Source organism: Enterobacter cloacae complex sp. P43RS (assembly GCF_014930585.1).
Classification (GTDB): domain Bacteria; phylum Pseudomonadota; class Gammaproteobacteria; order Enterobacterales; family Enterobacteriaceae; genus Enterobacter; species Enterobacter bugandensis.
Genome location: NZ_JADBRJ010000003.1, coordinates 93684 through 107791, shown reverse-complemented (window position 1 = coordinate 107791; position 14108 = coordinate 93684). Strand labels below are relative to the sequence as shown.

Below are 14108 nucleotides of genomic sequence, written 5' to 3'. Positions count from 1 at the left end.
TTACGTTTTTCTCGCTATGGTTATGCTATTCGGGGCATTGCACGGTGCCGATTAGTAGTATAAATACCCATTACTTTCCTCATTCACTTCATGGATGCTTTTCGTTGAAACGTTGTCTGCTCTCTTTTGCCGCGCTGTGTGCGGTGAGCTTCTCCACCGCCCAGGCAGCCCAGCCGCTGACGGCGCCCGTTTTGGCTTCCGATATTGCCGATCGCTACGCGAACCTTATCTATTACGGCAGCGGCGCGACCGGGATGGCAATGGTGGTCATCGACGGCAACCAGCGCGTTTTCCGCAGCTTTGGTGAAACGCGTCCAGGTAATAACGTTCGTCCGCAGCTGGATTCCGTTGTGCGCGTCGCGTCCTTAACCAAGCTGATGACCAGCGAAATGCTGGTGAAGCTGCTCGACCAGGGCGTGGTAAAGCTCGACGATCCGCTCAGCAAATACGCCCCGCCGGGTGCCCGCGTGCCGACGTATCAGGGCACGCCAATTCGCCTGGTGAACCTCGCGACGCACACCAGCGCTCTGCCGCGCGAGCAGCCGGGCGGCGCGGCGCACCGCGACGTTTTTGTCTGGCCAACGCGCCAACAGCGCTGGAACTACCTGAGCACCGCCACGCTGAAATCCGCCCCGGGCTCGCAGGCCTCTTACTCGAACCTGGCGTTCGATCTGCTGGCGGATGCGCTTTCAACGGCGGCGGGCAAACCTTACCCGCAGCTGTTTGAAGAGCAGATCACGCGTCCGCTGGGCATGAAAGACACCACCTTTACCCCTTCCCCGGACCAGTGCAAACGCCTGATGGTGGCAGAGAAAGGCGCAAGCCCCTGTAACAACACGCTGGCGGCCGTGGGCAGCGGCGGGGTCTATTCCACCCCTGGCGACATGATGCGCTGGATGCAGCAGTTCCTTTCTTCGGATTTTTACTCCCGCAGCAGCCAGGCCGATCGTATGCAGACCCTTATCTATCAGCGTACTCAGCTGCATCGCGTCATCGGGATGGACGTGCCGGGTAAAGCCGATGCGCTCGGCCTGGGCTGGGTCTATATGGCGCCGAAAAATGGCCGTCCGGGCATCATTCAGAAAACCGGCGGCGGCGGCGGATTCATTACCTACATGGCAATGATTCCGCAGTCCAACGTGGGCGCGTTTGTGGTGGTCACCCGTTCTCCGAACACGCGCTTCGTTAATATGAGTGACGGCATCAATAACCTGGTGGCCGAACTGAGCGCCAATAAAGCCCAGGTGCTTACTGCGTCTAACTGATCTTAATATTCCGTGGGCAAGCGGTTGATGCTGACCAGTTTGCCCCGGCTCATATTGATGTAGTTCCCCTGACGCAGCGCAGCCAGGACTTCTGCAACGACCGAACGTGAAATACGTGTGCTACGCTGAATATGATTCATAACGCCAATTTTTGAGCGCAGCGAGTCATCCCACTCGGCCATATTGATCAACATCGCCCGGATCTGACTATAAGAGTTATTTCCCACCAGCTGCAGGTCACGCTTGCCCAGAATATGGTTAATCCATGACACCCAGCAGAAAGCATCCTGCCAGAGATGATTTTGCTGAATAAGTTGACGCGTGGCAGAGACCGGTAAATAAAACCCAGAACAGGTTGTGTGTGTCATCATGGAATATTCCAGATAACTATCATTTATCCATGCATTCAAACCATAGATAAAAGGTGCCTGCGCAATGCCCATCAGAAGTTCATCAGATTTACGATGGATAGCGGTAAGACCAGACTGTATTATAAAAGTAAATGGCTCATCATCATTATTGCCGGTTGTTATTAATTGCTGTGGTTCGATCTTAAAGGGGGTACCGGCGACTTCCAGACATTTTGCGAGCCGGCTTAATTCAGAAAGTGGTTTCGCATTAACGTTCATGCATACCTCAAAGCATCTGTATCTGTCGGTTCTTTATTATTTTTAAACCATATAAAAAAGCGGGGGAAAATATCCCCCGCGCTTTCTATTTACCAGGTATATTTCACACCCAGGTTTGCTCCCCAGTTCTGGTCAACGTCGCCGCCGCCCAGATAAGTCGCATCGGTGTAAGCACTGAAGTTTTTGGTGAAGCTGAACTGGGTGCCCAGCCCAACGCGAACCGCAGAGCCTTCGACGCCGTTATCAATGCTGTCAGAGTTGATATCAGCATTATTGTCAGCATCGTCATAGACGTAAGCCAGCTTGAAGTACGGGGTCAGCGCCTGTTCGCCGCCGTAGTTGAAGGTATAACCCGCATCCAGGCCAAGTTCATAACGCATGCTGTCGTAAGACTGACCATCGATACGCATGTCGTTGCTCAGCTGGTAGTCGTCGCCTGACTGGAACAGGCCGGAAATCGCCGCATAAGGGGTGATATAGCCTGAGAGGTTTGGTTTCCAGTCATAGCCCAGCTTCATCCCGAAGCCGACAGCGTCAGAGGTTGTATCACCGTCAACATACTGACCGTTGCTCATGGTTGCAGAGAGGTCATTGTTAAAGCGGGTGTAGTTCAGTGAGCTGTCGAGGAAGACGTTGTTCGCAAACGTCGCAGACGCGTAGATCATCGCAGTCTGGCTGTCCTGATCGACCTGACCCGTACGATCGCTGATATCGCCTTTCGCAAAACCAGCTGCACCACCGACGATCCACTTCGCATTATTACCGTCAATCTGCGTGTCCAGACCGACCATAATGCCGCTTACGTCCTGATCGTAGCTGACGGTGCCGTTATCCGCGTCAAAATTGCCGCCGAAATAGCTCACCCACGCTCCGCCGTTGTCTGCCAGGCCATGACGGCTGTTGGTCAGACGCGTACCCACGGTATCCTGCTGGAGATTCCAGATATTGGTGTTGGCAGAAGGAATGCTCAGCGCCATGTTGGCGTAGTCAGTCAGCTCTTTCTGCTGGAGAACAACGGTGTCACCCTCCTGCTGCGCCTGATAGGTATAAGCACCTAAATCAGCTTTGTTTGCAGCAGTAAAGCTGGCTGCGGTATCTGCGTTATTGTCGTAGACGCGAATGATCTCTTTGTTTTTGTAGTCGGCAACTGAACCAGCGCCGGTTGCATCGTCGATGCGCACCTTGTAGTTACCGGCAACGTCACCGTTCACCGCCAGATGGCCGTCGGAGTTCAGCGCGACAACACCGTAGTCATACTCCGCGTTGTAGCGATCGTTGGTGATATAGCGTGCGTTGTTCAGATCACTGTTCAGCACATAATCACGGCTGGCAACGTTGAGCACGCCGCCATCGGTCAGTACCATATTGTGCGTATCAACCTGACCCAGACCCAGCGCCAGCTCGGCACCGTTGTCTACGGTAATGGTGTTGGCATACAGCTCTGCTGTCTCTTCAGTCAGTGCCGCACGGCTATAGCTGTCCAGATACAGGCTGTCGGTTGCCACGGCTCCGCTGTCGCCAATATTCATGGTTGAAGCATTGGTCAGGGTGATTGAATCCGCCAGCAGGCCGGAGTTTTCAACATTGACCTGAGACTGGTTGTTCACCGTCAGCGCATCAATGTTGGAGACCTTGCGGGTATCCCACTCGGAACCGTTATCCAGCGCCACATTGAACAGGCCGCTTTGGTACACCTCTTCACCGGCAACGTGACCGTTGCTGTCGAAGGTAGAATCAGGCCAGATGCTGTTCGGGGACAGAGCGTGCCAGTCAACGTTGCTGTAGCCCTGGCCATACATCTGCGCAGTGCCGATAGCTTCAACGCTGGACTGCGCTGCACCGACCCACTTGCTGCCGTTAGTGAGCGTAACATCCAGTGTATCGGTACCGTCCCAGCCGTTGGTGGTTGGGTTATAGACACCATCTTCAGTGGTATCCGTTGCCGGATCGCCATTCTCGTAGAAGTTGTTATCAAAGGTGCTGGAGAAAAGAATGTCACCCGTTACGGTAGAGTGATCGAAGGTAGCGGTGGTCTGCATGGCGTTATCAGACGCGCCGGCCGCAACGATCAGCGCCGCATCATCCGCAGCCGAGGCGTTGGTTTCACCGTAGTCGCTCGGCTTCGCCGTTTGACCGTAGAACCCGTTGGTGCCCAGATCGCTGTACGCACCAGAGGTCAGCACGGAGTCTTTCACCACCAGCGTATCGGTAAAGACATTGCTGCTGTTAGCAACGCCTTCAACGCCGTCGTATGGTGTGTTATCCAGCTCCTGATAACCCTGCGTCAGCGTGATACCCGCGACGTGGGAGTTGTTCTGAATAACGATATCAGATTCAACGTCCAGGGTAATTGCGTTACCCAGACCATAGGTGTCCAGATAATGCGTTTCAGTATTCTCGCCATTGACGACATCATACGCGTAATGCTCGTAGGCATCGTTGATGGTGGAGTTATCAACGGTCAGACTAAAACGATCGTACTGGGTATGACTGGTGCCGTCAGTATCCACGCCATCTGCACACGTCGTGGTCATACACTCTGACGTGATCATGCCGTTAATGGTGCTGTTAGAAATACTCAACGCGTTCGCACGGCCATTGACCCCATCATCCAGATAGTAAGTCGAAATAACACCGTTTACGGTTGATTTATTGATGACCGGATAAATGTCACCATCATGGGTGGCATCCGAGTAATCCCAATCTGCGTAGCCATAATACCACGGCGTAGATGCGGTATTATCATATCCAAAAGTATTATATGTCGTACCGGAAATATCTTTCGCATTAGCCTGAGAAGCGATAGCCAGCGTACAAGCTAATGCAAGTTGAGATACAACCAGTTTCTTTTTCCATGTTTGCATTGGGTCATCCCTCCTCAGGGACGTAAGCATGTTTGTCCGTAAATCAATTAGCAATGTTTAATTGCGGAGTGAATTATGCAGTTTCATTCAGAAAAGGTTCAATGAATGATTCATTTAAGTCCGTATCCAGACAATCAGCAGATGTAAAACGAGAGAAAAAGAGCGCTAAATATAAATACTATAAAGAAAAAGTCAAAATAAACTAAACAAGCAAAGGTGATATAACTTTTATAAACAGATCATTTTTATTTATACATTCCCTTCGTAATAGAATTAACATCAATAATTCGAACCGACATTCCGCAGGATTAGTTAATTATATATAATTCAGTGGCAATCATAGACAGGCCGCATTAATCGGTATCAAAATGCCCACTTTAGTAAAACACCTCACTTCACTTTGAGGTACACTAACCTTCTTTGTTCCACAAACATCAGGCATACCATGACCGATTTAATTGCACGTCCCCGCCGCCTGCGTAAGTCACCCGCACTGCGCGCCATGTTTGAAGAGACAACACTGACCTTAAACGATCTGGTGTTGCCGATTTTTGTTGAAGAAGAGATTGATGACTACAAAGCCATCGAAGCCATGCCGGGCGTGATGCGCATTCCTGAAAAATACCTGGCCCGCGAGATTGAACGCATTGCCAACGCGGGGATCCGCTCGGTGATGACCTTCGGCATTTCCCACCATACCGACGCCACCGGCAGCGATGCATGGAAAGAAGATGGCCTCGTGGCCCGCATGTCCCGCATCTGCAAAGATACCGTGCCAGAAATGGTGGTCATGTCCGACACCTGCTTCTGCGAATATACCTCCCACGGGCACTGCGGCGTGCTGTGCGATCACGGCGTGGACAACGATGCCACCCTGCTGAACCTCGGCAAGCAGGCGGTCGTGGCTGCCGCTGCGGGTGCGGACTTCATCGCGCCCTCTGCGGCGATGGACGGACAGGTTCAGGCTATCCGTCAGGCGCTGGATGCGGCAGGCTTTACCGACACCGCCATCATGTCCTACTCCACCAAGTTTGCCTCCTCCTTCTACGGCCCGTTCCGTGAAGCAGCGGGTACGGCGCTGAAGGGCGATCGTAAGACCTACCAGATGAACCCGCTGAACCGCCGGGAAGCGATTCGTGAATCCCTGCTTGATGAAGCCCAGGGCGCAGACTGCCTGATGGTGAAACCGGCTGGCGCCTATCTCGATATTCTGCGCGACATCCGCGAGCGCACCGAACTGCCGCTGGGGGCATACCAGGTGAGCGGTGAATACGCGATGATCAAATTCGCCGCGCTGGCCGGTGCAATCGACGAAGAGAAAGTGATCCTTGAAAGCCTGGGCGCGATCAAACGCGCGGGCGCGGATCTGATCTTCAGCTACTTCGCGCTGGATCTGGCCGAGAAAAAAATCCTCCGCTAATCTTCACCAAACTGCAATACAACCGACATCTGCTCCTTCTACTGTCTTCGCAAGACGGCAGGAGGAGTAATCATGTTTAGCCTCGATAGCGTTCTCGACGATCTTTGGCCTCAGGCGAGGCCTGCACCCTGGCAAAAAAGTCTGTTAAAAAGGCTGTTTTACGAAGAAGAATTCCAGCAGTTTGCCGCCGCTCACCGCCACCTGAAAGGACTGGATATGGTGGAGCAAGTTCTGGAGCACCTTGATATTCTCTGCACCGTTTCCGCCCGCGATCTCGAACAAATCCCCGAACATGGCCCGCTGGTCATTATTGCCAACCACCCGACAGGCACGCTGGACGGGCTGGCGCTGATGTACGCCGTCTCCCGCGTGCGGCGCGACGTTAAAGTCGTGACCAACCGGATGCTGACCCACCTTGAGCCTCTCAGTTCGCTGTTTATTCCGGTGGACAATATGGGCGGCAGGACGGCGAAATCGTCTCTGGTTCAGATGGAGCAGCATCTGCAAAACGCGGGCGTGCTGATCTTCTTCCCGGCGGGTGAAGTTTCACGCCCCACGCGCAAAGGCATTCGCGATAAAAAATGGCACTCCGGCTTTACCAAACTCGCCAGCAAGCTGCGCGCCCCGCTGCTGCCGGTGCATATTCAGGCGCATAACAGCCTGCTCTTTTATGCCAGCACGCTGGTGTCGCCGACATTGTCGATGCTGCTGCTAATGCAGCAGATGTTCCGCCGCCGCCACAGCCAGCTGCCGATTAAAATCGGCCAGCAAATCGCCTGGCATCACTGGCATAGCGCCACGCTTTCGTCACGTGAGATGGCCGAGCAGTGCCGTCAGCACGTGATGCGTCTTGGCAAGGGATTGCCTGGCGTCTTCAAAACCCAGTGCGCCATTGCCCGTCCGGAAGACAGGGCCACCCTGAAACGCGAGCTGGCGCAGGCGGAGTGTCTGGGTAAAACCAGCGACGGTAAAACCATCTACCTGTGGCAGCGCAACGGGCAGGAAGAGGCGCCTCTTCTGCGCGAACTGGGCCGCCTGCGTGAGATTGCGTTTCGCGCGGTGGAGGAAGGGAGCGGTAAACGCCGGGACACCGACAGCTACGATGACGATTATCTGCACCTGATCCTCTGGGATGAAGAGGATCTGGAGATCGTCGGGGCGTATCGCTTTATGCCGACGGCCATGCAGATCGAAAAGCGCGGCGTTGAAGGTCTGTACAGTTACAGCCTGTTCCACTACGACGACAAAATGCAGGACGTGCTTGAGCACGGCATTGAGCTCGGGCGCAGCTTTATTCAGCCGCGCTACTGGGGGCGTCGCGGTCTGGACTATTTATGGTCCGGCATCGGGGCTTACCTGGCGCGTTACCCACATTATCGCTACCTGTTTGGCCCCGTCTCCATCTCCGGCGGCTTACCGCCTGCGGCACGGGATCTGCTGGTCGCCTTTTACCGCCTGTGGTTCCCCGCGACGCATCCGCTAGCCGCGTCACGTCAACCGTATCCGGCATCCTTACCGGACGTGCTGGCACAGTTTGGCGGCGTGGATTACGTGGACGATTTGACGAAGCTGAAATCCCTGCTCGGCAATCTGGGCTGCGGCATACCGCCGCTGTATAAACAGTATTCCGAACTATGCGAGCCCGGCGGCGTGCAGTTTATTGATTTTGGCAGCGACCCGGCGTTCAACAATTGCGTAGACGGTCTGGTGCTGGTGGATTTGTGCTACCTGAAGGCGAACCGCTATCAGCGGTATATTGAGGCGCACCTTTAATTGGCCGGCAATTGTGCACCGTTTACGCCGGGTGGCGCTGCGCTTACCCGGCCTACGGGTACTCCAGGATCAGGGGCGGTAAAACGGCTTATCCCCCAAAATCGTCGCCCGCTGCATAATCCTTCGCTGCGGCAGATAGTCCGCGTTGGCGTAATGCTGCGTCACGCGGTTATCCCAGATCGCCAGGTCGTTCTCCTGCCAGCGCCAGCGCACCTGAAACTCCGGTTTAGTGATATGTGCGAACAGGAATCCCAGCAGCGCGTCGCTCTCTTTCTCCGTCACGTCCACAATGCGCGTCGTGAATCCTTCGTTCACGAACAGCGCCTGCTTGCCCGTGACCGGATGGGTACGCACCACCGGGTGCAGCAGCGGCGGATGCTTCGCCACCGCCTCCAGCCAGCGCTGATGCTCCTCTTCGCTTTTACGGTACTTGTATTCCGGGAACGATTTTTTGAAGTCGTGCTCCGCCCGCAGGCCGCTCAGCAGCGTCCGGAACGGCGCAGAGAGCGCCTCAAACGCCGCAATCCCGCTCGCCCACAGCGTATCGCCGCCGGTCTCTGGCAGTAATTTTGCTGCCAGAATCGCCCCGGCGGGCGGCGTCTCGATAAAGGTGACGTCCGTGTGCCAGTTGTCGTTGTCAGGCGGGTTATCGTTGTGGGTATCCAGAACGATAATCTCCTCCACCCCTTCCGCATGCGGATAGACCGGGTGGATATGCAGGTCGCCAAAACGCAACGCCAGCGCGCGCTGCTGCTGCGGGGTGATCGCCTGCTCGCGCAGGAACACCACCTGATGGCGCAGCACCGCGTGGTAAAGCTGCTCAAACTGGTTATCGCTCAGCGGGCGGGACACATCCAGGCCCGACACCTGCGCGCCAATGTACGGCCCCAGCGGGGTGATGGTCAGTCGTTCACTCATTGTATTTCTCCATGCCAGGGCGTCAGACGGCGCTGTAACGCGCGCAGCCCCAGTTCTAATCCGAAGGCGATCGCGGCAATTACCGCGATCCCTGCCAGCACCACGTCAGTCGCCAGGAACTCTCCCGCCGACTGAACCATAAACCCTAATCCTCGCGTGGCGGCGATCAGCTCTGCCGCCACCAGCGTGGACCAGCCCACGCCGAGGCCGATGCGCAGCCCGGTTAAAATCTCCGGCAGCGCGCCGGGTAGAATCACAAACAGCAGCACCTGCGTACGGCTGGCCCCCAGCGACTGTGCCGCACGAATGCGCACCTGCTGGGCACTCTTCACGCCCGCCAGCGCCGACATGGCAACCGGCGCGAAAATCGCCAGATAAATCAGCAGAATTTTCGACGTTTCGCCGATACCGAACCAGATCACCATCAGCGGCAAATAGGCCAGCGGTGGCACCGGGCGGTAAAGCTCAATCAGCGGGTCAAGGATGCCGCGCACCGTCGGGCTTAGGCCCATCGCGATCCCGACCGGGATACCGATAACCACCGCCGCCAGCAGCGCCACCAGAATGCGCGTCAGGCTTGCGCCGAGATGCTGCCAGAGCGTAGCGTCCATAAAGCCCTGCGGCCCGGCGATGGAGATGAGTTTCGCCAGCACCTGTCCCGGCGGCGGCAGAAACAGCGGGCTGACCCACTGCTGGGCCGCAACCGCCCACCACGCTGCCAGCAGCACCAGCAGCGTACCGACGCTCAGCGTAATTTGACGTGAGAAAGGCCAGCGCAGCGCCAGACGCGTGCGGCGCGTTTTTTCACTGAAGACGATGCTCATGAGAAGGCCTCCCGCTGTTCAAACACGCGGCTTAAGACGTATTCACGCTGCTCAATAAACCGCGGATCGGATTTGATGCTGCGCACGGGTTCTCCCGCGACGTAGCGGCGTGCGAAATCCAGCGGCAGCCGCTCCAGCACGCTCCCCGGCCCCGGCGAGAGCAGCACCAGCTCGGTCGCCATAAACACCGCCTCTTCGATATCGTGAGTAATCAACAGCACCTGCTTGCCCGTCTCATGCCACAGGCGCAGCAGCAGGGTTTGCATCTGCTCGCGGGTAAAGGCGTCCAGCGCCCCGAACGGCTCGTCCAGCAGCAACAACTGCGGATTCGCCGCCAGCGCGCGGGCGATCCCGACGCGCTGACGCTGACCGCCGGAAAGCTGCCAGATAAAGCGTTTTTCCGCCCCTTCCAGCCCCACTTTTTTCAGCATCGCCCGCGCGGTTGCCAGCCGCTGTTCACGGTTCACACCCGCAAGCTGTAGCCCAAACGCCACGTTCTCCTGCACGTTGCGCCACGGAAGCAATCCTTCGTTCTGAAAGACCACGCCGCGCTCGGCGCCAGGGCCATCCACCTTTTTGCCTTCCAGCTGAATGGTGCCGTGCTGATACGGTACAAACCCGGCGATCAGATTCAGCAGCGTGGTTTTTCCGCAGCCGGACGGGCCGAGCACCACCAGCAGTTCACCGCTGCCCAGCGTCAGGTTGATGTCCTCCAGCGCGGGTTTACCACCGTAATCGGCATACAGGTTCGTAATGTTCAGCATGGCGGGCTCCTTATTTCACAAAGCGGTCGGTGACGTACTGACTGTAATCCGCCGCGACCGCAGGCACTTTGCCCTGCTCTTTCAGGAAGGTGGCGGTATCTACAATCGCTTTGCTCACCGGCCCGTTTAGCTGCTGCACCTGCTGCGCGGGGGTCAGATAGGTATTGCCCCTCACCAGCCCCGGCACGTCCGCTTCCGGCACGCCGCTCAGGCGGGAGAGTTTTTCCAGGTTGGCGGGCTGCTTCAGCCACTCATCCGGGTTGCTGATGTACGGCTGCTGGGCGGCAATCGCGCTTTTGGCGAAGGCTTTCACCACCTCAGGATGTTTCTCGGCGAAGTCTTTACGCACGACCCACACGTCGAGGGTCGGCGCGCCCCACTGACCCACTTTCTCGGAGTCGGTCAGCACGGTGCCGTCTTTTTCCAGCTCGTTTACTGCCGGTGCCCACACGTAAGCCCCGTCAATATCCCCGCGCTGCCAGGCGGCGATAATCGCCGGCGGCTGAAGATTGATGATTTGCACCTGCCCCGGCTTGATGCCCCAGTGTTTGAGCGCCGCCAGCAGGCTGTAGTGGGTGGTGGAGATAAACGGCACGGCGATGCGTTTGCCGATCAGGTCTTCCGGTTTGGTGATGTTTTTCTTCACCACCAGCGCTTCGGAATTACCGAGCTGAGAAGCGAGGAGGAAAACCTCAATCGGTACCTGCTGGCTGGCCGCGACCGCCAGCGGGCTGGAGCCGATATTGCCAATCTGCACGTCGCCGGACGCTAACGCACGCACGACGGACGCGCCGCTGTCGAACTTGCGCCAGTCGACTTTCGCGCCGCTCTCTTTCGCAAAGGTATTGTCCGCCTGCGCAACCTTCGCCGGCTCAGCCGAGGTTTGATACGCGACGGTAACGTCCACCGCCTGCGCCTGAAATGCCCACAGCGCCAGCGCGCCGAGAAGTGTGATTCGCGATGAAATTGCCATAGTGCCTGCTCCCCTGTTGTTATGAGGGCAGTATTTCCGGCGCGGGAATTTTGATAAAGGAATAAAAAAGAATCGCTAATGACGATTCGTTTTTAGAAAAAAAGCGGGAAAGGATAGTTGATTTTGTGCGGTTGGTTTGTGCCGGGTGGCGCCTGCGCCTTACCCGGCACAAACTCAGCGCTGCGCGTTCAGCTCTGCAATATCCTTCGGCGTGGTGCGACAGCATCCGCCGATTAACTTCGCTCCCGCAGCCAGCCACTGCGGCAGATACCCCGCCAGCGTCTCGCACGCTTCGCCGTGGTGGTGCCAGGTTTTGGTTACCGCATCATAATGCTCACCCGAGTTCGGGTAGACCACCAGCGGCAGCGGCGTCAGGCTTTGCAACTGCTTCAGCGCCGCCGTGGTGTTTTCCAGCGCGATACAGTTGATGCCCAGCGCGACGACCTGCGGATAGTCCTCCAGAGAAGAAACCACCTCCCGCAGCGGCGTGCCGTCGCTCAGGTGCTCGCTGTCGCGCAGGGTGAAGGAGAACCACGCCCGCGCGCGGGGATACGCCGTCAGCAACGCGGCCAGCGCCTTTATTTCCGTGAACGACGGCAGCGTTTCGCAGGCCAGCAGGTCTGCGCCCGCGTCCAGCAGCGCTTCCACGCGCGGGCGATGGAATTCTGTGAATTCTTCGGCACTGCGCACGTAGTCGCCGCGATACTCTGAGCCATCCGCCAGATACGCGCCGTACGGCCCAACGGAGCCCGCTACCAGCAGCGTGCCCGCGTGCGGGTTTTCGGCCAGGTACGCTTCGCGCGCCTTACGCGCCAGCTCCACGCTTTTGCCAATCAGCGCGCGGGACTGCGCCTCATCCAGACCGCGTGCCGCAAAGCCCGCAGGCGTAGCCTGGTAGCTGGCGGTGATCGCCACCTGCGCGCCCGCGCGGTAGTAATCAAGATGCACTTCACGGATAAGATCCGGGTTTTCCACCAGCACTTTGGCCGACCAGAGGCTGTCTGCAAGGTTACAGCCGCGCGCTTCCAGCTCCGTTGCCATTGCGCCATCCAGCACCACAAACGGCTGTTTTTCAAGGATGGCGGTAAGCGGATTATTCTGCGACATGTTCAGGCTCCTGCGATGTCATATTTCGGGTCAGGTAGTAGGCACCATAACACAGGGCGACGAACGGAAGCCCGCAATAAAGGGCAATGCGCTGGCTGGGGTCAAACCACAGGCCGACGCAGGCCACCACGCAGAGGATAAAACCGAGCACCGGCACCAGCGGATACCACGGCGCGCGGTACTGCAGCGCAGAGAGCGGCTGGCCGGACTGCAGATGATGGCGACGGAAAACGAAGTGCGACGCGCAGATGCTGATCCACACAGCCACCACCGCAAAGCCAGAAATGGCCGAGAGTGCGACAAACACCGTGTCCGGGGCCACCACGCTTGAGAACAGCGCCAGCACGCCGCCGAGCATGGAAACCGAGAGCGCCGTCAGCGGCACGCCGTTTTTGTTCACGCGGGCAAAGCAGCGCGGGAGCGTTTTCTCATTCGAGAGCGACCACAGCATGCGCCCGGAGGCGTACAGCCCGGAGTTCGCCGCCGAGAGGATCGCCGTCAGGATCACGAAGTTAAAAATATCCGCCGCGTAGGGAATACCGACCTTTTCAAACACCAGCACGAACGGGCTTTTTTCCACGCCCGCCTGCTGCATCGGGATCAGCGCCGCCAGCACAAACACGGTGCCGATAAAGAAGATGATCAGCCGCGCGATGGTGGTGCGGATCGCAACCGGAATGACCTTGTGCGGATTTTCCGTTTCACCCGCTGCGATGCCGATAAGCTCGGTCCCGGAGAAGGCAAAGTTCACCGCCACCATGGTCATCAGGATCGGCAGGCCGCCGTGCGGGAACCAGCCCTCGGCGGTGAGGTTGCTTAAGCCCGGCGCGGGTGAACCGTCCTGCATCGGGATGAAACCAAAGACCGCCGCCCCGCCGAGGATGATAAAGGCGATGATGGTGATGACCTTCACCAGCGAGAACCAGAATTCCCCTTCGGCAAAGAAGCGCGTGGAGATGACGTTAAGGCCGAAAATCACCACGCAAAAGACTACGCACCACGCCCAGACGGGCACCTGCGGGAACCAGTACTGCATGCAAAACCCGGCGGCGGTAAAGCTTGACCCGAGCGCCACCGTCCAGGTGAGCCAGTAAAGCCAAGCCACGGTATAGCCCGTCGCCGGGCCGAGATAGCGGGCGGCATAGACGTGGAACGCGCCGGTTTCCGGCATCGCCACGGAGAGCTCGCCCAGACACTGCATCACCAGCCAGACCACCAGCGCGCCGATCAGGTACGCCAGCAGCGTACCCGCCGCCCCGGTGGTGGAAATGATGTATCCGGTATTAAAGAATAACCCTGTCCCAATCACGCCACCCAGCGAGAGCATTATCAGGTGGCGTGTTTTCATGGTGCGCTTAAGCTGTCCATTTTCTTGTTGTGTTTGCATATTACCTTCTATACGTATGGACATCTAAACATCCAAAGAAGGTGTTATACCGCGATTGTTAATAAAAAGCTAGATGACCAGACGTAAACGGGCACGCCGCGCGCTGAGTCTGGGGTGGGTTGTGAGAATCACATAAAGAATGGGACGCCAGGCCATAAGCACCTCCGCAAGCAGATACTAACAG

The 14108-nt window shown here is 57.2% G+C and carries 11 protein-coding genes; 3 read left to right on the top strand and 8 right to left on the bottom strand.

What is annotated here, in order from left to right:
- Positions 1-104: 104 nt before the first annotated feature.
- The gene (ampH, locus tag IM294_RS07505) at positions 105-1265 is read left to right on the top strand and encodes a D-alanyl-D-alanine-carboxypeptidase/endopeptidase AmpH (protein ID WP_041911111.1); all 1161 of its coding nucleotides are present in this window, start codon (positions 105-107) and stop codon (positions 1263-1265) included.
- Between the two features lie 2 nt (positions 1266-1267).
- Here the strand turns inward: ampH and IM294_RS07500 are convergent, their stop codons facing one another.
- Entirely contained in the window at positions 1268-1894 is a 627-nt protein-coding gene (locus tag IM294_RS07500) for a helix-turn-helix domain-containing protein (protein WP_048959626.1), read from the bottom strand.
- Between the two features lie 89 nt (positions 1895-1983).
- Positions 1984-4758 (bottom strand): autotransporter outer membrane beta-barrel domain-containing protein, encoded by a 2775-nt coding sequence (locus IM294_RS07495; RefSeq protein ID WP_045259876.1) that lies wholly within the window; start codon positions 4756-4758, stop codon positions 1984-1986.
- 445 nt (positions 4759-5203) lie between these two features.
- Here IM294_RS07495 and hemB point away from each other — a divergent pair, with 445 nt between their 5' ends.
- Together hemB and IM294_RS07485 are read left to right on the top strand one after the other, a co-directional pair.
- Positions 5204-6178 (top strand): porphobilinogen synthase, encoded by a 975-nt coding sequence (gene hemB, locus IM294_RS07490; protein ID WP_048959625.1) that lies wholly within the window; start codon positions 5204-5206, stop codon positions 6176-6178.
- Positions 6179-6250: 72 nt separating this feature from the next.
- Positions 6251-7951 carry a lysophospholipid acyltransferase family protein gene (locus IM294_RS07485; RefSeq protein ID WP_126818288.1) on the top strand — a complete coding sequence of 567 codons (1701 nt, stop codon included), beginning with the start codon at positions 6251-6253 and terminating at the stop codon, positions 7949-7951.
- A 69-nt stretch (positions 7952-8020) separates the two neighbouring features.
- Here IM294_RS07485 and tauD read toward each other — a convergent pair whose 3' ends face one another.
- The 6 genes from tauD to mmuP form a co-directional block, all read right to left on the bottom strand.
- Positions 8021-8869 carry a taurine dioxygenase gene (tauD, locus tag IM294_RS07480; protein WP_041911116.1) on the bottom strand — a complete coding sequence of 283 codons (849 nt, stop codon included), beginning with the start codon at positions 8867-8869 and terminating at the stop codon, positions 8021-8023.
- On the bottom strand, positions 8866-9693 hold the full coding sequence (tauC, locus tag IM294_RS07475) for a taurine ABC transporter permease TauC (protein ID WP_041911117.1): 828 nt from the start codon (positions 9691-9693) through the stop codon (positions 8866-8868). The genes tauD and tauC overlap by 4 nt, the downstream gene beginning before the upstream one ends.
- Positions 9690-10457 (bottom strand): taurine ABC transporter ATP-binding subunit, encoded by a 768-nt coding sequence (gene tauB / locus IM294_RS07470; RefSeq protein ID WP_126818287.1) that lies wholly within the window; start codon positions 10455-10457, stop codon positions 9690-9692. The genes tauC and tauB overlap by 4 nt, the downstream gene beginning before the upstream one ends.
- 10 nt (positions 10458-10467) lie before the next feature.
- Positions 10468-11430, bottom strand: coding sequence for a taurine ABC transporter substrate-binding protein (gene tauA, locus IM294_RS07465; protein WP_028012107.1), 963 nt, complete (start codon positions 11428-11430; stop codon positions 10468-10470).
- Between the two features lie 174 nt (positions 11431-11604).
- A complete protein-coding gene (mmuM, locus tag IM294_RS07460) occupies positions 11605-12537 on the bottom strand; it encodes a homocysteine S-methyltransferase (protein WP_048959544.1) in 933 nt (310 codons plus the stop codon).
- Positions 12524-13924: an S-methylmethionine permease gene (gene mmuP / locus IM294_RS07455; protein ID WP_126818286.1), complete on the bottom strand. Its 1401-nt coding sequence runs from the start codon at positions 13922-13924 to the stop codon at positions 12524-12526. Before mmuP ends, mmuM begins: the two co-directional genes overlap by 14 nt.
- Between the last annotated feature and the right edge of the window lie 184 nt (positions 13925-14108).

Coding starts and splice junctions, on each gene's coding strand:
- IM294_RS07500 (WP_048959626.1), bottom strand. CDS start 1,894: ATGAACGTTAATGCGAAACCACTTTCTGAATTAAGCCGGCTCGCAAAA.
- IM294_RS07495 (WP_045259876.1), bottom strand. CDS start 4,758: ATGCAAACATGGAAAAAGAAACTGGTTGTATCTCAACTTGCATTAGCT.
- hemB (WP_048959625.1), top strand. CDS start 5,204: ATGACCGATTTAATTGCACGTCCCCGCCGCCTGCGTAAGTCACCCGCA.
- IM294_RS07485 (WP_126818288.1), top strand. CDS start 6,251: ATGTTTAGCCTCGATAGCGTTCTCGACGATCTTTGGCCTCAGGCGAGG.
- tauD (WP_041911116.1), bottom strand. CDS start 8,869: ATGAGTGAACGACTGACCATCACCCCGCTGGGGCCGTACATTGGCGCG.
- tauC (WP_041911117.1), bottom strand. CDS start 9,693: ATGAGCATCGTCTTCAGTGAAAAAACGCGCCGCACGCGTCTGGCGCTG.
- tauB (WP_126818287.1), bottom strand. CDS start 10,457: ATGCTGAACATTACGAACCTGTATGCCGATTACGGTGGTAAACCCGCG.
- tauA (WP_028012107.1), bottom strand. CDS start 11,430: ATGGCAATTTCATCGCGAATCACACTTCTCGGCGCGCTGGCGCTGTGG.
- mmuM (WP_048959544.1), bottom strand. CDS start 12,537: ATGTCGCAGAATAATCCGCTTACCGCCATCCTTGAAAAACAGCCGTTT.
- mmuP (WP_126818286.1), bottom strand. CDS start 13,924: ATGCAAACACAACAAGAAAATGGACAGCTTAAGCGCACCATGAAAACA.